At 70.8% G+C, this 18,124-nt stretch carries 21 protein-coding genes; 6 read left to right on the top strand and 15 right to left on the bottom strand.

Going from position 1 to position 18,124, the window contains the following annotated elements; translation table 11 throughout:
* Window position 1 precedes the first annotated feature (1 nt).
* Window positions 2–856: an RNA polymerase sigma factor SigJ gene (sigJ, locus tag AB0H88_RS31280; protein ID WP_357650730.1), complete on the bottom strand. Its 855-nt coding sequence runs from the start codon at window positions 854–856 to the stop codon at window positions 2–4.
* A 173-nt stretch (window positions 857–1,029) separates the two neighbouring features.
* Between sigJ and AB0H88_RS31275 the strand changes: the two genes are divergently transcribed.
* Window positions 1,030–1,953, top strand: coding sequence for an NAD(P)-dependent oxidoreductase (locus AB0H88_RS31275; protein ID WP_357650728.1), 924 nt, complete (start codon window positions 1,030–1,032; stop codon window positions 1,951–1,953).
* On the opposite strand, the gene tsaD is transcribed toward AB0H88_RS31275, so the two are convergent.
* From tsaD to AB0H88_RS31210, 13 genes are all read right to left on the bottom strand, one after another.
* Complete coding sequence (gene tsaD, locus AB0H88_RS31270; RefSeq protein ID WP_357650726.1) at window positions 1,934–2,965, bottom strand: tRNA (adenosine(37)-N6)-threonylcarbamoyltransferase complex transferase subunit TsaD; 1,032 nt, start codon at window positions 2,963–2,965, stop codon at window positions 1,934–1,936. The two genes, AB0H88_RS31275 and tsaD, sit on opposite strands and share 20 nt — an antisense overlap.
* Window positions 2,958–3,425 (bottom strand): ribosomal protein S18-alanine N-acetyltransferase, encoded by a 468-nt coding sequence (gene rimI / locus AB0H88_RS31265; protein WP_357650724.1) that lies wholly within the window; start codon window positions 3,423–3,425, stop codon window positions 2,958–2,960. Before rimI ends, tsaD begins: the two co-directional genes overlap by 8 nt.
* Window positions 3,422–4,066: a tRNA (adenosine(37)-N6)-threonylcarbamoyltransferase complex dimerization subunit type 1 TsaB gene (tsaB, locus tag AB0H88_RS31260; RefSeq protein ID WP_357650722.1), complete on the bottom strand. Its 645-nt coding sequence runs from the start codon at window positions 4,064–4,066 to the stop codon at window positions 3,422–3,424. The genes rimI and tsaB overlap by 4 nt, the downstream gene beginning before the upstream one ends.
* Window positions 4,067–4,133: 67 nt before the next feature.
* On the bottom strand, window positions 4,134–5,063 hold the full coding sequence (locus AB0H88_RS31255) for an aminoglycoside phosphotransferase family protein (RefSeq protein ID WP_357650720.1): 930 nt from the start codon (window positions 5,061–5,063) through the stop codon (window positions 4,134–4,136).
* Window positions 5,060–5,596, bottom strand: coding sequence for a class F sortase (locus AB0H88_RS31250; RefSeq protein ID WP_357650718.1), 537 nt, complete (start codon window positions 5,594–5,596; stop codon window positions 5,060–5,062). Before AB0H88_RS31250 ends, AB0H88_RS31255 begins: the two co-directional genes overlap by 4 nt.
* A gap of 3 nt (window positions 5,597–5,599) precedes the next feature.
* On the bottom strand, window positions 5,600–6,295 hold the full coding sequence (locus AB0H88_RS31245) for a hypothetical protein (RefSeq protein WP_357650716.1): 696 nt from the start codon (window positions 6,293–6,295) through the stop codon (window positions 5,600–5,602).
* Window positions 6,296–6,432: 137 nt separating this feature from the next.
* Window positions 6,433–6,897, bottom strand: a complete 465-nt coding sequence (tsaE, locus tag AB0H88_RS31240; RefSeq protein WP_357650714.1) for a tRNA (adenosine(37)-N6)-threonylcarbamoyltransferase complex ATPase subunit type 1 TsaE — start codon at window positions 6,895–6,897, stop codon at window positions 6,433–6,435.
* Window positions 6,897–7,946, bottom strand: coding sequence for an alpha/beta hydrolase (locus AB0H88_RS31235; RefSeq protein WP_357650712.1), 1,050 nt, complete (start codon window positions 7,944–7,946; stop codon window positions 6,897–6,899). The genes tsaE and AB0H88_RS31235 overlap by 1 nt, the downstream gene beginning before the upstream one ends.
* Window positions 7,943–9,085 carry an alanine racemase gene (alr, locus tag AB0H88_RS31230; RefSeq protein WP_357650709.1) on the bottom strand — a complete coding sequence of 381 codons (1,143 nt, stop codon included), beginning with the start codon at window positions 9,083–9,085 and terminating at the stop codon, window positions 7,943–7,945. The genes AB0H88_RS31235 and alr overlap by 4 nt, the downstream gene beginning before the upstream one ends.
* Window positions 9,086–9,242: 157 nt before the next feature.
* A complete protein-coding gene (locus tag AB0H88_RS31225) occupies window positions 9,243–10,694 on the bottom strand; it encodes an NAD(P)H-hydrate dehydratase (protein WP_357650707.1) in 1,452 nt (483 codons plus the stop codon).
* Between the two features lie 9 nt (window positions 10,695–10,703).
* Window positions 10,704–11,054, bottom strand: a complete 351-nt coding sequence (locus tag AB0H88_RS31220) for a holo-ACP synthase (RefSeq protein ID WP_225293879.1) — start codon at window positions 11,052–11,054, stop codon at window positions 10,704–10,706.
* Between the two features lie 25 nt (window positions 11,055–11,079).
* The gene (locus AB0H88_RS31215; RefSeq protein ID WP_357650704.1) at window positions 11,080–11,619 is read right to left on the bottom strand and encodes a hypothetical protein; all 540 of its coding nucleotides are present in this window, start codon (window positions 11,617–11,619) and stop codon (window positions 11,080–11,082) included.
* Window positions 11,620–11,715: 96 nt separating this feature from the next.
* On the bottom strand, window positions 11,716–13,134 hold the full coding sequence (locus AB0H88_RS31210) for an alkaline phosphatase PhoX (RefSeq protein WP_357650702.1): 1,419 nt from the start codon (window positions 13,132–13,134) through the stop codon (window positions 11,716–11,718).
* A 199-nt stretch (window positions 13,135–13,333) separates the two neighbouring features.
* Here AB0H88_RS31210 and coaA point away from each other — a divergent pair, with 199 nt between their 5' ends.
* Entirely contained in the window at window positions 13,334–14,251 is a 918-nt protein-coding gene (coaA, locus tag AB0H88_RS31205) for a type I pantothenate kinase (protein WP_357650700.1), read from the top strand.
* On the opposite strand, the gene AB0H88_RS31200 is transcribed toward coaA, so the two are convergent.
* Entirely contained in the window at window positions 14,223–14,360 is a 138-nt protein-coding gene (locus AB0H88_RS31200) for a hypothetical protein (RefSeq protein ID WP_225293890.1), read from the bottom strand. The genes coaA and AB0H88_RS31200 overlap by 29 nt on opposite strands.
* 63 nt (window positions 14,361–14,423) lie before the next feature.
* Between AB0H88_RS31200 and AB0H88_RS31195 the strand changes: the two genes are divergently transcribed.
* From AB0H88_RS31195 to AB0H88_RS31180, 4 genes are read left to right on the top strand one after another with little or no spacing between them, the layout of a single operon-like run.
* Window positions 14,424–15,350 (top strand): DUF389 domain-containing protein, encoded by a 927-nt coding sequence (locus tag AB0H88_RS31195; protein WP_357650697.1) that lies wholly within the window; start codon window positions 14,424–14,426, stop codon window positions 15,348–15,350.
* A 40-nt stretch (window positions 15,351–15,390) separates the two neighbouring features.
* Entirely contained in the window at window positions 15,391–16,302 is a 912-nt protein-coding gene (locus AB0H88_RS31190) for an ABC transporter ATP-binding protein (protein WP_357650695.1), read from the top strand.
* Window positions 16,295–17,152 carry an ABC transporter permease subunit gene (locus tag AB0H88_RS31185; RefSeq protein WP_357650693.1) on the top strand — a complete coding sequence of 286 codons (858 nt, stop codon included), beginning with the start codon at window positions 16,295–16,297 and terminating at the stop codon, window positions 17,150–17,152. Before AB0H88_RS31190 ends, AB0H88_RS31185 begins: the two co-directional genes overlap by 8 nt.
* Window positions 17,149–18,063, top strand: a complete 915-nt coding sequence (locus AB0H88_RS31180; protein ID WP_357650691.1) for an ABC transporter ATP-binding protein — start codon at window positions 17,149–17,151, stop codon at window positions 18,061–18,063. The genes AB0H88_RS31185 and AB0H88_RS31180 overlap by 4 nt, the downstream gene beginning before the upstream one ends.
* Window positions 18,064–18,124 lie beyond the last annotated feature (61 nt).

Below are 18,124 nucleotides of genomic sequence, written 5' to 3'. Positions count from 1 at the left end.
GCTACCTGCCCGGCACTGCCAGGGACGCAAGCTTGTCCGGGTTGACCAGTGCATAGAGCCCGCCCACCCGAGTGCCCGTCTCGTCCGGTTCCACGGTGAGCGCGACGCGGACCCGTCCCCCGGCCAGCAGCAGGAATGTCGGCCCAGCCGTCCAGAGAAGGTCCAGGTCCACGTACCTGGGCCCGATTCCCATGAGGACGCGGGACACCCGGTCCGAGCCGTGAATCGGGCGTAGTGACGCGTGCACGCGGCCGCCCCCGTCGTTCCACATGGTGACATCCGGAGACAGCACCGCCAGCAGGTCGGCGAGGCTGCCGCCCGCCATCGCCGCGACGAAGCGCTCCGCCACCTCGCGCGCCACCCGGGGGTCGGCCGGGTAGCGCGGGCGGCGGGAGTGGACGTGTTCGCGGGCCCGGCGGGAGAGCTGGCGCACGGCCGCCGGTGTGCGGTCGAGGATGCGGGCGATCTCGGCGTGCTCGAACCCGAACGCCTCCCGCAGCACGAACGCCGCCCGTTCCAGGGGTGACAGCGTCTCCAGTACGACCAGCAGGCCCGTGGTGACGTTCTCAGCGGCCGTCACCGGGTAGTCGGCGGTCACCACCGGCTCGGGCAGCCACGGGCCGGTGTAGTCCTCTCTGGCGGCGCGCAGACCGCGCAGCCGCTCCAGGGACCGCCGGACGGCGATGCGGATCAGGTAGGCCCGCGGATTGCCCACCCGGGCCAGGTCGACACCGGACCAGCGCAGCCAGGTGTCCTGCACGACGTCCTCGGCGTCGGCCACGCTGCCGAGCATGTCGTAGGCCAGGGTGAACAGCAGGCTCCGGTGCTCCGCGAACACCGCCTCGGCATCGGCCACGGCCCCCTCCAGCTCCCCCGGCGGTCTCCAGTAGACGGTTTCGGCCCACCGTAACGGGCACGTGGGCCACACACGCAACGGGCACCTGGGCCACATGACAGCTCGGCATGTCACATCCGGCCCCCCGCCACGCATCCGTTGCAGGAGGACACCACCACACGACAAGGAGCGGCATGAAGGTACTTCTGGCAGGAGCCACCGGCACCGTCGGCACCGAGCTGATCCCCCAGCTGCTCGCCGCCGGCCATTCGGTGCTAGGCCTCACCCGCTCCGGGCGGGGCGCGGCCAAGCTGGCGGAGGCGGGCGTGACCGGCCTGGTCGCGGACATGATGGACCGCGACGCCCTGCTCGCCGCGGTGAAGGGCCACCAGGCCGACGCGGTGATGCACCAGGCCACGGCGATCACCGGCCTGCCGCTGTTCCACCGCCAGCTGTATCCGACGGGCGCGCTGCGCGACCGGGGCACGGCCAACCTGATCGCGGCCGCCAAGGAGCTCGGCGCGCACCGCTTCGTGACGCAGTCGTTCTTCCTCGGGTACGGCTACCGCGACCACGGCCCGGAGCCGGTGACCGAGGACCGGCCGTTCGCCGAGCCCGCCAGGGGCCCTTTCGGCGTGCACATGAGGTCGATGCGGGCCAACGAGGAGCAGGTGTTCAACACGCCGGGCATCGACGGCGTCTCCCTGCGCTACGGCCTGTTCTACGGCCCCGAGATGACGACGCGGAAGATGATGGCCATGGCGCGGCGGCGGATGCTGCCGGAGGTCCACCCGGCCGGCGTCATCTCGCTCGTGCACGTCCATGACGCCGCCTCGGCCGCCGTCGCCGCGCTGGACCGGGGCCGGGCCGGGCGGGCGTACAACGTCGCGGACGACGAGCCGGTGAGCTTCGACGCATATGTCCGGGCACTGGCTGAGACGGCGAAGGCGCCCGCACCGCTACGGGTGCCCGGCTGGCTGCTGAGGCCGACGCCGTACATCCACGCCTTCATGACCGGCGTGCGCATCCGGCTCTCCAGCGCCCGCGCGAAACAGGAACTCGGCTGGACCCCCGTCTACCCCACCTATCGCACAGGACTCACACGTGAACCGTCGTGATCGGCATCGACGAGTCGGCGGGGATGTCCAGCCTCGACGGGGTGATGCCCGCCGCGACCAGGTCGGAGCCCAGGGCGGCGACCATGGCGCCGTTGTCGGTGCACAGTCCGGGCCGGGGCACGCGCAGGCGTACGCCCGCCGCGTCGCACCGCTCCTGGGCCAGGGCGCGCAGCCGGGAGTTGGCCGCGACGCCCCCGCCGATCAGCAGGTCGCGCACCTCGTACTTGCGGCAGGCCTGGAGCGCCTTGCGGGTCAGCACGTCGACCACGGCCTCCTGGAAGGAGGCCGCCACGTCGGGTACGTGAATGGACTGGCCGGCCGACTCGCGGGCCTCCACCCAGCGCGCCACGGCGGTCTTCAGCCCGGAGAAGGAGAAGTCGAGCGTGCCGTCGTCGATCTTGCCCCGGGGGAAGGCGACGGCCGTGCCGGACCCGGAGGTGGCGGCCTTGTCGATGTGCGGACCGCCGGGGAACGGCAGGCCCAGCACCCGCGCCACCTTGTCGAACGCCTCCCCGGCCGCGTCGTCGACGGTGGAGCCGAGCGAGATCACGTCTTCGGCCACGTCGGGCACGAGCAGCAGCGACGAGTGGCCGCCCGAGACCAGCAGGGCGATGCACGGCTTGGGCAACGGGCCGTGTTCGAGCTGGTCGACGGCGACGTGGGCGGCCAGGTGGTTGACGCCGTAGAGGGGCACGCCGAGACCGAGCGAGTAGGACTTGGCCGCGGCGACGCCGACGAGCAGCGCCCCGGCCAGCCCGGGACCGGCGGTGACGGCTATCGCGTCGATGTCGGAGAACTTCAGCCCGGCCTGCGCCAGCGCGGCCTCCACCGTCGGCGTCATCGCCTCCAGGTGGGCCCGCGAGGCGACCTCCGGCACGACGCCGCCGAACCTGGCGTGCTCTTCCATGCTGGAGGCGATGGTGTTGGCCAGCAGCGTGTGGCCCCTGACGATGCCGATGCCGGTCTCGTCGCAGGAGGTCTCGATGCCGAGAACCAGGGGTGCGTCAGCCATCCAGCTTCCTTCTCATCATGATCGCGTCGGTGCCGTCGTCGTAGTAGTGGCGGCGCCGGCCGATCACCTCGAACTCGAAGTGCTCATAGACCCCCCGCGCCTGCGGGTTGTCGGCCCGTACTTCGAGGAAGATCTCCCGTGCCGCGCGCCGGCCGGCCTCGGCCAGCAGCTCCGCCAGCATCGCGCCGCCGATGCCGGTGCCCTGGTGCGGCTGGACGACCGCGATGGTCTGGACGTCGGCCTGGTCGGCCGCGGCGGCCAGGCCCGCGTAGCCGACGATCTCCTGGTCGACGAGGGCCACCACGTAGTGCCTGGTCCGGGGCTGGTCGGCCAGCTCGCCGCGGAGCATGGCCTCGCTCCACGCGTCGAACGGGAACGTGTCACGCTCGATCGCCATGACCGCCGGCAGGTCGGCCTCGGTCATCTGCCGGAGCCGTACGTCCACCTGCCGAGGCTTCACGCCGTCACCCTCTTGGGGGCGCCGGGCACCACCGCGTCGGGCCGCCGCAGGTAGATCGGGCGCGGCGGGCCGAGCGGCTCCCCCGCCGCGATGCGCTCGGCCGCCAGGGCGGCCAGGAATCCGGCATAGGGGTATGGCGGAGCGTCGGAGTGCCCCAGGAGGTCGGGGTAGAGCCCGGCACCGGCACCCGCCACGGGCAGACCCTGCACCGGCACCTCGGCGGGCCGGTCGACGAACGGCCCGTCGAGCCGGGTGCGCGCGTCGGAGTAGCGGGCCCAGAACACCTCCTTGCGCCGCGCGTCGGTGGCGACCAGGAACGGCTCGGCGAGCCCGCTGCCGTAGGCGACGGCGTCGAGGGTGCAGATGCCGTACGCGGGGACGGCCAGCGTGGTGGCGAGCCCCTGCGCGGTCATCAGCCCGACGCGCAGCCCGGTGTAGGGGCCCGGTCCACTGCCCGCCACGACGGCGGTGACCTCGGACAGGGCCGCACCCGCCTCGCGCAGCACGGTCTCGATGGTGGGAATGAGCAGCTCACCGTGTCGCCGGGCGTCGATCGTCGTCGACTCGGCGAGGACACGCCGCCCGTCGTGGAGCGCGGCCGTGACGGCGGGCGTCGCGGTATCAAAGGCCAGGACCAGCACGACTGTTTAGCCTACCCGCCCGCCGGGTCACGCCCAGCCGGTGCGCTGTTTCAGCCAGTCAAGACAGTCACGCCCAGCCCGTGCGCTGTTTCAGCCAGTCGAGCGCCACGACGCCCTGCGCCCGCTGGAACGCCCTGACCGTCGGCAGGCCGGGTGGCGGCGGCTGCCGGCTCTGGCGTACCAGGAAGCCGGTGAACGCGGCGATCACCGCCGTGGCGGCGGGATCGGGGTCGGGGAAGAGCTCCTGCGGCGGCGGGCCGCCCTGCATGGCGACCGAGGGCAGCATGGCCAGGGAATCGAACCAGGCCGCGCCGACGCAGGCCCACGGCCAGTCGACCACGTAGACGCGCTCCTCGGTGAGCAGCATGTTGTCGGCCCGCAGGTCGGCGTGGAGCAGCGTGTCGCCGGCGGCGGCCGCGGCCCAGCCGGACTCCAGCTCGGCCAGCGCGCCGAGATGGCGCAGCGCCCACGGATCCAGACCGGTGGTGTCCTCCATGAGCAGCTTCCGCCAGCCCCGGAACGCCTCGCCGAACGCCTCCGCGACCGGCGGCGCCTCGATCGGCGCGGGCGTGAGCGCGGCCGACATGCGCCGCACCGCCTCCAGCACCCGGTCGAGCTCGTCCGGGCGCCAGGGCAGCTCGGGGTGGCGGCCCTCGACGTCCTCGAAGACCAGCACCACCCAGCCCTCGATCTCGAAGGAGGTCAGCAGCCGCGGCGCGGGCACGGACTCGGGAAGGGCGGCGGCGATTCTGCGCTCGGCCTGGTAGAGGCGGACGCTGTCGGGGTTCGGCTCCGGGCCGACGGCCTTGACGAAGACGCACCGGCCGTTCGCGGCGCGCAGCCGTACGGCCGCCGCGGGCGAGAACCCGCCCGTCTGCGTCACGGCCTCGGTCACGGGGGCGCCGAGGAACTCCTCGACGGCCGCCTGGGCCGCCGGGTGCACCTCCGGCCAGGGAACCCGCGCGCCCGACGCGGGCGGATCGGTCTGCTCGCTCACGCTCTGGAAGCGTAGACGATGATGTTGTCGTCGTATTCGCCCTTGGCGTAGTCGAACTTGCCGCCGCAGGTCACCAGCTTGAGGCCGTCCTCGATGTAGACCCGCTTGGCCGGGAAGTTGTGCTTCGACACCTGTTCGACCGAGTCGACCTTGTACTTGACGACCTTGCCGTCACTCCGCTCGACCTTGACGATTTCGCCCTTGCGTACCTGCCGGAGCTTGAAGAACACCGCCGGGGCCGTCTTGGTGTCGACGTGGCCGATGATGACCGAGGCGCCCTTGTCGCCGGGCACGGCGCTGCCGGTGTACCAGCCGGCCATCTTGGGCTTCTCGTACGGCGGCAGCTCGACCTCGCCGTCCTTGCTCAGGCCGAGCTTCATCAGCGGCGCCTCGACCTCGATCGACGGGATGTCGATACTCTGGGGCACGACGGAGCCGACCGACTTGGTGGTCGCCTGATAGGACCTGCCGAACGCGACCAGCACCAGGCCGGTGACGGCTCCCGCGATGACCACCCGTCCAGGGCGGGCCACCGGCTAACCCCGGACGCGGCGCTTGATCAGCAGCCCGGCCGCCGCCAGCACGGCCGCGCCGACCAGTACGCCGCCGACCGGCATTCCTGAACCCTCGTCCACGTCCTTGCCGAAGGTGCCGCCGCCGCCCGCTCTGGGCGCCTTCGTGGGCGCCTTGGTGGAGCTGTCGTCGGAGGTGTCAGCGGTCGCACTGACGACGCGCAGGGTGGCCTTGCCGGTGTCGTTGGTGCCGTCGCACTTGACCTCGACCAGGTAGGTGCCGCGCTTGACCGTGCCCGACACCTGCGCCTCGCCGCGTACCCACGGGTTGCCGGCCGCGGTGCCGGTCGGGGCGGGTGTGGCCGTCGAGGACGTCGGCGCGGTGGTCAGCGACACCCCGTTGATGAACGCCTTGGACGTGGCGGTGCCGGTGTGCGCGGGGCCGCCGCTGGGGACGGGGCAATTGGCTAAGATCCACACCTTCGAGGTCTCACCCGCGGTGACCTTGGCGGGGCTGAGCTCGACCAGGATGGGTTTCCTGGTCACGGTGGCGGTCGGTGTGGCGCTCACCGACCCGGTGGCCGAGGCTGACGGTGTGGGAGTCGGTGTCGTCTGCGCGGAGGCCGAGCAGCCGACCGCACCGATCATGACGATGGCTCCCGCGTACGCGACTCGCCTGACCCTGAGCACCGCCGCACCCCACTCCGCGCCGTCCTTCACCAAGCATCCACCAAAAAAGTGGACGCCGCCCCTCCTGATACCCAGTTTTTCTGGGCGAACCCTTACCAATGATCATGTTTTCTATCGATGGTGAGGTACGTCAAGGGTGGCAGTTTTGCCGGAAGACAGGGCGGAATTTACTTTTCCGCAGGTTCGGACGGCGTGTCGGCCCACCGCGCGCCGACGCCGCGCAGCGTCACGAGGCGGGCGTCGTCTCCGCTTTCGCGATCGATGTGGATCTCCAGGCGGTCGTCGGACAGCCCCTCGACCAGTCCCTCGCCCCACTCCACGACCGTCACCGACTCGTCGAGCGAGGCGTCGAGGTCGAGATCGTCTACCTCCAGGTCACCGCCCAGCCGGTAGGCGTCGGCGTGGACGAGCGGCGGCCCCTGGCGCAGCGACGGGTGCACTCTGGCGATCACGAACGTGGGCGAGGTGATCGGGCCGCGTACCTTGAGCCCTTCGGCGATGCCCTGCACGAGCGTGGTCTTGCCCGCGCCGAGCGGGCCGGACAGAATCAGCAGGTCGCCCGCCCGCAGCCCGGCGGCCAGCCGGGCGCCGTAGGCGCGCATGTCCTCGGCGGTCGGAAGCCTTTCGGCCACTACAACTCCACTCGCTTGATCAGGTCGCGCAGCGCGTCGTTGACCACGCCCGGGCGCTCCAGCTGGATCAGGTGCGAGGTGTCGGGCACCTCGGTGAGCTGAGCGTTGGGCAGCGCGGCGGCGATCGCCTTGCTGTGCTCGGGCGGCGTGAGCCAGTCCTTGTCGCCGACCAGGATCGCGGTCGGGACCGGGTCGAGCACGTCCAGGGCGGCCAGCTTGTCGTGGTTCATCAGCGCGGGGTAGAAGTTGGCGAACACCTCGGTCGGCGTCGCCCTGATCATCGTCTCGGCGAAGTCGACCAGGGTGGGGCTGACGTTCCTGGAGTCGCCGAAGCCCATGTAGCGGGTCATCAGGAACGCGATCTCGCTGCCCGCGCTGCGGGTCTTGTCGACGAACGCGCCCCGCCGGCCCAGCAGCGAGATCGTCGAGGGGGCGAGCTTGTGCACGGCCTTGGACAGCAGCGCCGGCAGGCCCAGGGTGAGCTCGGCCAGCTTGCCCGCCGAGGTGGCGATGAGGGACACCGCGCGGATCTTGTCACCGAACAGCTCGGGATGGCGGTCGGCCAGCGCCATGATCGTCATGCCGCCCATGGAGTGGCCGACCAGCACGCACGGGCCGGGCACGAGGCGTTCGATCACTTCGGCCAGGTCGTCGCCCAGCCGGTCGATCGTGCAGTCCTCGGCGGTGGCGCGCTGCGAGCGGCCGTGTGAGCGCTGGTCCCACAGCACCATGCGGTGGGTGTCGCGCAGGTCGCGGCGCTGGTAGTGCCACGACTCCAGACTGAGGCAGTAGCCGTGGCAGAACACGATGGTCAGCGGCGCGTCCTCGGGCCCGTCGATCTCGACGTGCAGCTCCGTGTTGTCGGAGGTGACCAGCGTGAGGTCCCTGCCGCGCAGCTCGCCGAACCGCTCGCTCGCCTCGGCGTCGGGGCGCAGCCTCATGCGGCCCACCGCGTAGCGCTTGGCCAGCGCCGCCGCCGCCACACCGGCCGAAGCGGCGCCGACGATGGCGCCGGCGATCCCGACCTTCCGCCGTGTTGTCGTCGTCATGTCCCTGATCCCCTATACACCCGCGGCACCCGCGAACCGATCCTGGTCACGATCTCATGCGTAATCGTGCCGAGGTTATCCGCCCACTCCTGAGCGGTCGGCTCACCCCTCCCACCAGGCCCGAACAGGATGACCTCATCCCCTGCGGCGAGCGGCTCGTCGCCCATGTCGATCATGAACTGGTCCATGCACACCCGGCCGGCTATCGCCCTTCGGCGACCGCCCGCCAGAACCTCTGCCCGCCCCGTCGCGTGCCGGAGGATCCCGTCGGCGTACCCGAGCGGCACCAGCCCAAGCGTGGTCTCGGAACTCGTGACATAAAGGTGCCCATAGGACACTCCCGAGCTCTCCGGCACCCGCTTGGCCAGAGCGATCCGCGCCACCAGCGTCATCGCCGGTCGCAGACCGAAGTCGCCCAGCTCGGGAACCGGGCTGAGCCCGTACATGGCGATGCCGGGCCTGACCATGTCGTAGTGAGTCCGCGGCAGCGTCAGGATCGCGGCGGAGTTGGCCAGGTGCCTGATGACGTGGGACCCGGCCGCGCCGGCCTGCTCGGCCTGCTTGAGCGCCACCTCGAACGCCTCGATCTGCCGGTCGATCGAGCCATGCCCCGGCACGTCCGCGCAGGCGAAGTGGGACCACAGGCCGACGATCTCGATCGCGCCCTCGGCCTGGAGGGCCAGCGCCTTGGCCAGCAGTTCCGGCCAGGCGGCGAGCGGGGAGCCGCCCCTGCTCATGCCGGTGTCGGCCTCCAGGTGCGTCCTGGCGGTCCGCCCGGTGCGCCGCGCCGCGGCGGCGATCTCGTCGAGCAGCGGCGCATCGGCCGCCGACAGCTCGATCTCGGCTTCGAGCGCCTCGTCCAGCGGCTCTCCGGGCGTGATGATCCACGACAGCAGCGGCGCGGTGATGCCACCGGCGCGCAGCGCGAGCGCCTCACGGATGTAGGCGGTGCCGAGCCGGCTCGCACCACCCCGCAGCACGGCCTCGGAGGTCGGGACGAGCCCATGCCCGTAGGCGTCGGCCTTGACGGCCCCCAGCACTTCGGCGCCGCCCGCGCGCTCCTTGAGCAGCGCCACATTGTGCCTGATCGCGGCCAGATCGACCCGCGCCTCCGCGGGCGTCGCCATCGGGGATGTCATCCCTCCAGTCTGGCAGCTCACTCACGTGGTCGAGCGCGAATCGCCCCTGTCGAGGTCAGCCGACCGAACAGGATTCGCTCCCCGGCTTACCTGAAGAGCCTCGCAACGTACGGACTCCGGCTCACCTGAAAGAGCCTCGCAACGTACGGACTCCGGCTCACCTGGAAGAGTCGCGCAGCGCCCGGATCGCCGCCGGAACCGCCGAGGCCACGTCCGCGGCCGTCAGGGGCGCGTCCTCGGCCGCGATCCGGCCGGCCAGCCCGTGCAGGTAGGCGCCGCACGAACCCGCGTCGTAGCAGTCGAGCCCCTGGGCGAGCAGCGCGCCGGCCACCCCGGAGAGCACATCCCCCGTGCCGCCGGTGGCCAGCCAGGCCGTGCCGGTCGGATTGACCCGTACGGGCAGGCCCTGCTCGGCCACGACGGTGGTCGAGCCCTTGAGCAGGACGGTCACGCCCAGCTCCGCCGCCGCCTGGCGGGCGTATCGGAGCCGGCCCGCCTCGATCGCCTCGCGATCCACCTCCAGCAGCCGCGACAGCTCGCCCGCGTGCGGCGTGATCAACACCGGAGCGGTACGCCGGAGCAGCGCCCGGTCACGGGCGACCAGCGTCAGGGCGTCGGCGTCGACCAGCACGGGCACGTCACTGGCGAGCACCCTGGCGGCCAGCTCGTGCGCCCAGTCCCCGGTGCCCAGACCGGGTCCCAGCACCCATGCCTGCACCCGGCCGACCTCGTCGATCGACGGCTCGCTCAGCTCGGTGATGACCGCCTCGGGCCAATGGTGGCGTACCTGGGCCACCGGCTCACTCGGCCCCACGTAACGCACCATCCCCGCCCCCGCGCGCAGCGCGCCGCCCACGGCGAGCACGGCGGCGCCCGTGTAGCGGTCGCTGCCCGCCGCGACGCCCAGCACGCCCCTGCGGTATTTGTCGGACTCGCCCATCGGCGACTTCAGCCGCCCGGCGACGTCGCGGTGGGTGAACGCCACCACATCGGGCTCGGGCAGGTAGGGCGCGAGCCCGATGTCGATCAGCTCGATCTCGCCCACGTTGCCCGCGCCCGGATCGACGAGCAGCCCGGCCTTGGGCGCGCCCATGGTCACGGTCACCTGCGCCGCGATGGCCGCCCCCTCGACCTGACCGGTGCTCGCGTCCACGCCGCTGGGCACGTCCACCGCGACGACCAGGCCGGGGGCGGCGTTGGCCGCCTCGGCCAGCCCCGCGTACGGCTCACGCAACGCCCCGGTCGCCCCGATTCCCACCAGCCCGTCGACGATCAGCTCGGCCCGGTCCACGGCGTCCGGCCCGGCGATCGTGCCACCCGCCCGGCGGAACGCCTCCAGGCCGGCCTCATGGCTCTTGGAGCCCGCCAGGACGGCCTCGACCCGGGCTCCGCGCCCGGCCAGCCGGGCCCCCGCGTACAGGGCGTCGCCGCCGTTGTCGCCGCTGCCGACGAGCAGCAGCACGCGTGTGCCGTACACCTTGCCGAGGAGGCCCGCGCAGACGGCGGCGAGCCCGGTGGCGGCGCGGTCCATGAGCGTGCCGTCGGGCAGCCGCGCCATCAGCGCGCGCTCGGCGGTCCTGATCTGGTCGGCGGTGTAGGCGGTACGCATGATCTGAAGCTATCCCTCCGCGATCACGTAGGCCATCGCCACACCGGCGTCGTGGCTGAGCGAGATGTGCCAGCGCTTGACGCCCAGGCCGTAGGCGACCTCGGCGGCCTTGCCGGTGACGCGCAGCTCGGGCTTGCCGCTCTCGTCGCAGCGCACCTCGGCCTCCAGGTGCCCGAGCCCCTTCGGCGCGCCGAGCGCCTTGGCGACGGCCTCCTTGGCGGCGAACCTGGCCGCCAGCGAGTGTACGGCGAGCGGCCGCTCGACCTCGGTGAACAGCCGCTCGCGCAGCCCCGGCGTGCGTTCCAGCGCCGACTCGAACCGCGCGATGTCGACCACGTCCACGCCGATGCCCAGGATCATCCCCTCAGGTTAACCGGGCGCGTGCCTACAGCCAGCTGGCCCGCACGCTCTCGGCCGGCCCGTCACCGGGCGCCCTGCCGAGCTCGCCCTTCGCCACCCTGGTGAGCAGGCGGCTGACGCTCTCGACGATCTCGGGGACGCACCCGCGCAGCTCGGCCACGTCCGCGGCGATCGACTCATCGCGCTCCACCCCCGCCCTTTCCAGTACGGCGTCCAGGTCCGCCAGCTTGCCCGCCAGCCACGGAAGGGGATCGCTCGACAGCTCCCTGTCGAAGACGCGTGGGCCCGGGTCCCATCCGGTGAAGACCGGATGGTGATGGGTGCGATCGAAGCTGCCGGGGCGGCCGTCGACCGACTCCAGCAGGTCGACGCGCCAGAGGGGCCGGTCGAGGTTGATGGGCCGCGCCGAATAGATGGACCCGTTCAGCTGCCCTGGTTCGAGCATCCGTACTTCGAGGCGGACGCCGTGCTCGGCGCCCTCCTGGCCCTTGACCGGATTGGGGTCGACGAAGTAGAGATCGCTCACGGCTACGCCGATCCGGTCGAAGCCGAAGATGTACAGCACGAGGAGCCCTCCTGTCGCGAGTGTCCTCTCGGAGTATGGACAACCTCCTGGCCGGCTTCAATCAGGGGGTATCAGAGGCGCGTACGCCCTCTCGGGCTAGAACGAGCCCCGCTGCCAGGGTCCCCAGATGGCGAACGAGGTGCCCTCTTTGGACTGGACGTTGACATACAGGGTGTGACCGCCGGGGCCGAAGGTGGAGCCCGCGAACTCCGCGCCGGGGTCGCCCGCCACCGGCTCCAGGCGGCAGAAGTCGAAGATCTGGCCCTGCTTGGTGAGGCCGCGCAGGAAGTTGTCGCCGTCGCCGTCCTCGCAGAGCACCAGCGTGCCGCGGGTGCTGGCCGTCACGTTGTCGGGCAGGTCCAGCACCGACGAGCGCGGCGACTCGTACACGAGCCGGAGCCGCCCGGTCCACGTCTCGTACGCCCACACCTGCCCGCGTCCCTTGCCGAACCCGGACGGCGGCGTGTCACCCTCGGCGGTGGCGCCGCCCTGGGTGGAGCAGAAGTACACGGTGCCCTGGTGGTAGATGGCCCCCTCGAGCCTGGAGAAGATCGCCGCGCCCTCGGCCCGCCCCTGCTTGCCGACGGCCTGGACGGCCTCGTCGTTCGACGGCTTGCCGGTGAAGGTGGGGTCGGGGTCGTCGATGGTCACCCATACCGTGTTGTACGTCGCGCCGGGCCGCTGCCCCTTGGACAGGTCCTTGCGCGGCGAGCCCTTGATCGCGAGCATCTGCAACCGGCCGCCGTCCAGCAGCCGCCCGGCCTTGAGCGGGTGCTTCGGCGGCGTGTAGCGGTAGAACCCGGAGGCGAACGCGAAGCAGTCCTCGGTCAGGTAGAGCGCCCCCGCCTGCGGGTCGAACGCGGCCGACTCGTGCGCGAACCGGCCGGCGGCCTTGATCGGCTTGGCGTTGGAGGTGCCCGACACCGGCACCTCGAAGATGTAGCCGTGCTTGCGGGTCAGCTTGCCGTTGTCGCCGCCGGAGAAGTCGTTGGCCACGTCGGGGCCGTTGACGGTCTCCTCGCAGCTCACCCAGGCGTTCCACGGCATCGGGCCGCCCGAGCAGTTCATCATGGTGCCGTTGAGCGACGGGGCGCTCTTGAGCACCTCGCCGTAGCGGGTGACGTGGAGGGTCGAGGTGCCGCCGCCGGCCGCGGGGTCGTAGGCCTTGTCCTTGTCGCCGAAGGCACCGACCGCGCCGCTGACCTCGTGGTTGCGCACCAGGATCGCCGTGTCGCGCGGCCCACGGAAGGCGGCCATCCCGTCGTGCCGGCCCGGCACGGTGGAGCCGTCGGAGTATTTGCTGCCCGCCGGGCTGAAGGAGCGGTATTTGAACCCGTCGGGCAGGTTCAGCCTGACCTTCCCGTCGCGCGCGTCGCGCACCGCCTTCAGCGGCCCGTAGCCGGTCGCCCGCGTGACCCCGCCCCTGGCGCCCGCGCAGGCCACTCCGGCGAACGGCCCGGTGATCCCGGCCGCGGCGGCCAGGCCTGCTCTGGTCAGAAAGCGACGACGGTCCACAAGCCCTCCCGAAGGTCAGGTCTCCGAACAGTATCCGCTGGCAAATCGCCGCATGCCCGGTTTGGTGAGATCCCCGGGCGCGGGCCACCGCTTTACCCCAAACTGGTCCTAAGTAATCCCATGTCTTTATCCACAGGGTGTGGATAAAGAAGGCCACCCGGTCGAGAGCGCGTTTGCCGGCCGTCGATACGCTGCCAACGTGAACAACGGCTACGTTGAACTGAGCAGGGAGCAGTGGAGCGAACTCCGCAAGAACACGCCCTTGACTCTCACCGAGGCAGAGCTGGAAGAGCTGCGTGGCGTCGACGATCCCATCGACCTCGCCGAGGTCACCGACATCTACCTCCCCCTGACCCGGCTGCTGAACCTCCACTACACCGGGTCCAAACAACGCAGTAGCGTGCTGAGCGCCTTTCTCGGGCATCCCGGGCAGCGCGTGCCGTACATCCTGGGCATCGCCGGCAGCGTCGCGGTCGGGAAGTCGACGACGGCGCGGCTGCTGCACACGCTGCTGGCCCGCTGGCCCGAGCACCCGCACGTGGAGCTGCTCACCACTGACAGCTTCCTCTATCCCAACGCGGTGCTGGAGTCCGAGGGGATCATGCATCGCAAGGGCTTCCCCGAGAGCTATGACCGCAGGGCGCTGGTCAGGTTCGTCGCCGAGGTCAAGGCCGGGCTGCCCGAGGTGCACGCCCCGGTCTACAGCCACCTCGAATACGACATCGTCCCCGGCGCCAAACAGGTAGTGAAAAATCCGGATATCTTGATCATCGAGGGGTTGAACGTGCTGCAGCCCGCTCCGCCCACCTCCCTGGCGGTCAACGACTACTTCGACTTCTCGATCTACGTCGACGCCAAGGTCGAGGACATCCGGGCCTGGTACGTCGACCGCTTCCACAAGCTCCGCCGCACCGCCTTCGAGGATCCCAAGTCGTACTTCAAGTACATCGCCGACCTGTCCGACGAGGAGGCGACGGAGTTCGCGGTCAACGTCTGGCGCGACATCAACGAGCGCAACCTGGTCGAGAACATCGCTCCCACCCGTGGCCGCGCCGGCCTGGTCATGCAGAAGGGCGCCGACCACTCCGTCAGGCGGGTACGGCTTCGCCGTACCTGAACACCTCCTCGAACAGGTAGGTCGCGAACCTGCCCGCGCACCCCTGATCGTCTATGTCGGCGAACCAGCAGTCCTCGCCGTCCTCGTGACACCTGAACGTCTGCCTCATGCGAGAGACCCTCGCGTACGGGGGTCAACGCCCCATCAACATCGAATGGACAAGAATGACCCAGTGCTACATCTGCGATTGATCACTCCGTCCACCCGTACGGAGGAGGTGACGGCCGTGCTCGACGAGTGCACGGGCGTCACCAACGTCGCCGTGCTGCCCGGCGCGGCCCGCGAGCCGAAGGGCGATCTGATCCTCTGCGACGTCGCGCGCGAAGCGGCCAACGAGGTGATCGACCGGCTCAGGTGGGTGCAGGACGAAGGGTCGATCGCCGTCGAGCAGGTGCACCTGGCCCTGTCCAAGGTCGCCGCGGACGCCGTCGAGGAGGCTCCCGGCGACCCCGACGACGCGGTCATCTGGGCGGAGCTCGCCCAGAAGGTGCAGGCCGAGTCGCGCATCACGTGGGCGTACCTGGCCTTCCTCGCGATCGCCACGCAGCTCGCGGGCATCGGCGTCCTGCAGAACTCGCCCATCCTGATCGTCGGCGCGATGGTGCTCGGCCCCGAGTTCGGCGCCATCGCGGCCATCTGCTTCGGCCTGCTCCGCGGCCGGGGCCGGCTGATCGTCTCCTCGCTCAAGACCCTGGCCGTCGGGTTCGCGGTGGCGATCGCGATCACGTTCGCCTGCGCCCTTGTCTCGCGCTGGATGGGCTGGATCGACCTGAGCAACCTGCGCGTCAACCAGGAGGTCCAGTTCATCGTCAAGCCCGACCGCTGGTCGTTCATCGTGGCGTTGCTGGCGGGCGCCGCCGGAGTGCTGTCGATCACGGCGGGCAAGTCCTCGGCCCTGATCGGCGTCTTCATCTCGGTCACCACGGTCCCCGCCGCCGGCTACGTGGCCGTGGCGCTGGCGCTCAGCGATTGGGGCGAGGTCGGCGGGTCGATCGCGCAACTCACGCTGAACATCGCCGGCATGCTCATCTCGGGCACTGTCACCCTGGCCATCCAGCGGAAATTCTGGCCTCAAGTAGGACATCGTTCATCCGTGTGAACGAGGCCACACCCCATACCCGGCCGGTAGGGTCCGGACCATGCACATCCTCGCTACCGAGGGGCTGACCAAACGCTTCCCGACCGTCACGGCACTCGACCAGCTGACGGTCACCGTCGGGTCCGGTGTCACCGGCCTGGTCGGGGCGAACGGCGCGGGCAAGTCGACGCTGATCAAGATCCTGCTGGGCCTGTTGCCCCCGACCGGGGGCGGCGCGCGGGTGCTCGATCTCGACGTGACCACGCAGGGCGCCGAGATCCGCAGGTTCGTGGGCTACATGCCCGAGCACGACTGCCTCCCCCCTGACGTGTCCGCCACCGAACTGGTCGTCCACCTTGCCCAGATGTCCGGGTTGCCGCGTACGGCCGCCCGCGAGCGCGCCGCCGACGTGCTGCGCCACGTCGGCCTGGCCGAGGAGCGCTACCGCGCCGTCGGCGGCTACTCCACCGGCATGAAGCAGCGGGTCAAGCTGGCCCAGGCGCTCGTGCACGACCCCAAGCTGATCTTCCTCGACGAGCCGACCAACGGGCTCGACCCGCGCGGCCGGGACGAGATGCTGGCGCTGATCAGGCGCATCGGCACCGACTTCGGCATCAGCGTGCTCGTCACCTCGCACCTGCTCGGCGAGCTGGAGCGGATCTGCGACCACGTGATCGTCATCGACGCGGGCCGGCTGCTGCGCTCGTCGGCGATCGCCGAGTTCACCCAGGCCACGCAGACCGTCACGGTCGAGGTCGAGGAGGGCACGCAACCGCTCGCCGAGCGGCTGTCCGAGCTCGGTCACAGCGCCGTCCAGCACGGCCGCCTGCTGCTGGTCAAGGTGGCGGGCCCGGAGACGTTCGACGCGATCCGCGACGCGGCCGTCGATCTCGACCTCTGCCTGATCCGGCTGGAACAGGGCCGCCACCGCATCGAGGACGTCTTCAGGGAGGAGGTCGACGCGGGTGTCTGAGATCTATGACATCGGTTACCGCCATTACGACGGTCCGCGACTGGGCCGCGGCTACTCGACGCGCGCGCTCACCGTCCACAGCCTGCGCGGCGTCTTCGGCCTCGGGCGCACGGCGCGCAGCAAGATCATACCGTTCGCCCTGGGCGTCATCATGCTGCTGCCCGCGGTCGTGTCGATCGCGATGATGGCCCTGATGAACCGGCACGGCATGGCCTACAGCGGCTTCGCGGTCTACATGCAGACGGTCGTGGCCATCTTCCTGGCCGCGCAGGCGCCGACGGTCGTCGCGCCCGACCTGCGCTTCCGGGTGCTGCCGCTGTACCTGTCACGTCCGGTCACGATCGCCGAGTACGTGGCCGCCAAGGTCATCGCCATGACCGCGGCGCTGTTCCTGCTGCTCGCCGTGCCGCTCACACTGATCTACGTGGGCGAGCTGATCATCGACCTCGAAGGGCCGCCGCAGACCAAGGAGTACCTCGGAGCCCTGGTCATGGCGCTGGTGCTCGCGCTCCTGCTGTCGTCGTTCGGCCTGGCCATCGCCTCGCTGACGCCCAGGCGCGGGCTCGGCGTCGCCTCCGTCATCGCCCTCTACCTGCTCACCTTCGCCGCCGTCCCGGTCATCTTCGCCACGCTGTACTCGGCGGGCAACGAGTCGGGAGCCGCGTGGGCCTGGCTGCTCAACCCGTTCTGGCTGGTCGACGCCGTACAGGTGTGGCTGTTCAGCACCACGCCCAACATCACGGACGGCACCTACCCGCCGGGGCCCGTCCCGGCGCTCCTCGTGGTCGTGCTCATCGGGATCGGCCTGGCGGCGCTCGCGGCGCGCTATCGGAAGGCGGCCGCCCGATGAACATCGAGCTCGCGCAGGTCTCTCGCTGGTACGGCAACGTGGTGGCGGTCAACGACGTCACGATGACCATCGGTCCCGGCGTCACCGGCCTGCTCGGCCCCAACGGCGCGGGCAAGTCGACGCTGCTGCACCTGATGGCCGGGTTCCTGGCCCCCTCGGGCGGCACGGTGACGATGGACGGCACCCAGATCTGGAAAAACCACCACATCTATAAGAACATCGGCCTGGTCCCTGAACGGGAGGGTGTCTACGGGTTCCTCACCGGCTGGCAGTTCGTCCTGTCCGCCGCCAGGCTCCACGGTCTGCCCGATCCGATCGAGGCCGCCCGCAAGGCGCTCGCCACGGTAGAGATGGAGGAGCCCAAGGACCGCCGCGTCGAGACCTACTCCAAGGGCATGCGCCAGCGGGTGAAGGTCGCCGCCGCGCTCGTCCACGACCCGCCGGTGCTGCTGCTCGACGAGCCGTTCAACGGCATGGACCCGCGCCAGCGCCTGCACCTGATGGACCTGATCCGCTCGATGGGCACGGCGGGCAAGACGATCCTGTTCAGCTCGCACATCCTGGAGGAGGTCGAGCGGGTCGCCCAGCAGATCGAGGTACTGGTCGCGGGCCGGCACGCCGCCTCGGGCAACTTCCGTGAGATCCGCCGGCTGATGACCGACCGGCCGCACCTGTTCAGGATCCGGTCGAGCGACGACAGGAAGCTCGCCGCCGCCCTGATGCTCGACAACTCGGCGGGCGGCGTCTCGCTCGGCGCGGGCGGGCTGGAGGTCCAGGCGGTCGAGTTCCGGCGCTTCGCGCGGCTGCTACCGCGCGTCGCCCGCACCGAAGGGATCCGCCTGCACGAGGTCTCCCCCGCCGACGAGGACCTGGAGAGCGTCTTCGCCTACCTGATCAACAGGAGCACGTGATGAACCCGCGAGGAAGCGCCGTCGCCTGGAGGAGGAGCGCCGGGAGCGAAGCGACCAGAGC

The organism is Nonomuraea sp. NPDC050680 (assembly GCF_040654555.1).
Lineage (GTDB): Bacteria > Actinomycetota > Actinomycetes > Streptosporangiales > Streptosporangiaceae > Nonomuraea.
This window is presented reverse-complemented; position numbering and strand designations above follow the sequence as displayed.

What these genes read in the sequence shown, in the direction of transcription:
- AB0H88_RS31275 (WP_357650728.1), top strand. Translation starts at nt 1,030, where the DNA reads ATGAAGGTACTTCTGGCAGGAGCCACCGGCACCGTCGGCACCGAGCTG.
- tsaD (WP_357650726.1), bottom strand. Translation starts at nt 2,965, where the DNA reads ATGGCTGACGCACCCCTGGTTCTCGGCATCGAGACCTCCTGCGACGAG.
- AB0H88_RS31235 (WP_357650712.1), bottom strand. Translation starts at nt 7,946, where the DNA reads ATGACGACGACAACACGGCGGAAGGTCGGGATCGCCGGCGCCATCGTC.
- alr (WP_357650709.1), bottom strand. Translation starts at nt 9,085, where the DNA reads ATGACATCCCCGATGGCGACGCCCGCGGAGGCGCGGGTCGATCTGGCC.
- AB0H88_RS31225 (WP_357650707.1), bottom strand. Translation starts at nt 10,694, where the DNA reads ATGCGTACCGCCTACACCGCCGACCAGATCAGGACCGCCGAGCGCGCG.
- AB0H88_RS31220 (WP_225293879.1), bottom strand. Translation starts at nt 11,054, where the DNA reads ATGATCCTGGGCATCGGCGTGGACGTGGTCGACATCGCGCGGTTCGAG.
- AB0H88_RS31200 (WP_225293890.1), bottom strand. Translation starts at nt 14,360, where the DNA reads ATGAGGCAGACGTTCAGGTGTCACGAGGACGGCGAGGACTGCTGGTTC.
- AB0H88_RS31190 (WP_357650695.1), top strand. Translation starts at nt 15,391, where the DNA reads ATGCACATCCTCGCTACCGAGGGGCTGACCAAACGCTTCCCGACCGTC.
- AB0H88_RS31180 (WP_357650691.1), top strand. Translation starts at nt 17,149, where the DNA reads ATGAACATCGAGCTCGCGCAGGTCTCTCGCTGGTACGGCAACGTGGTG.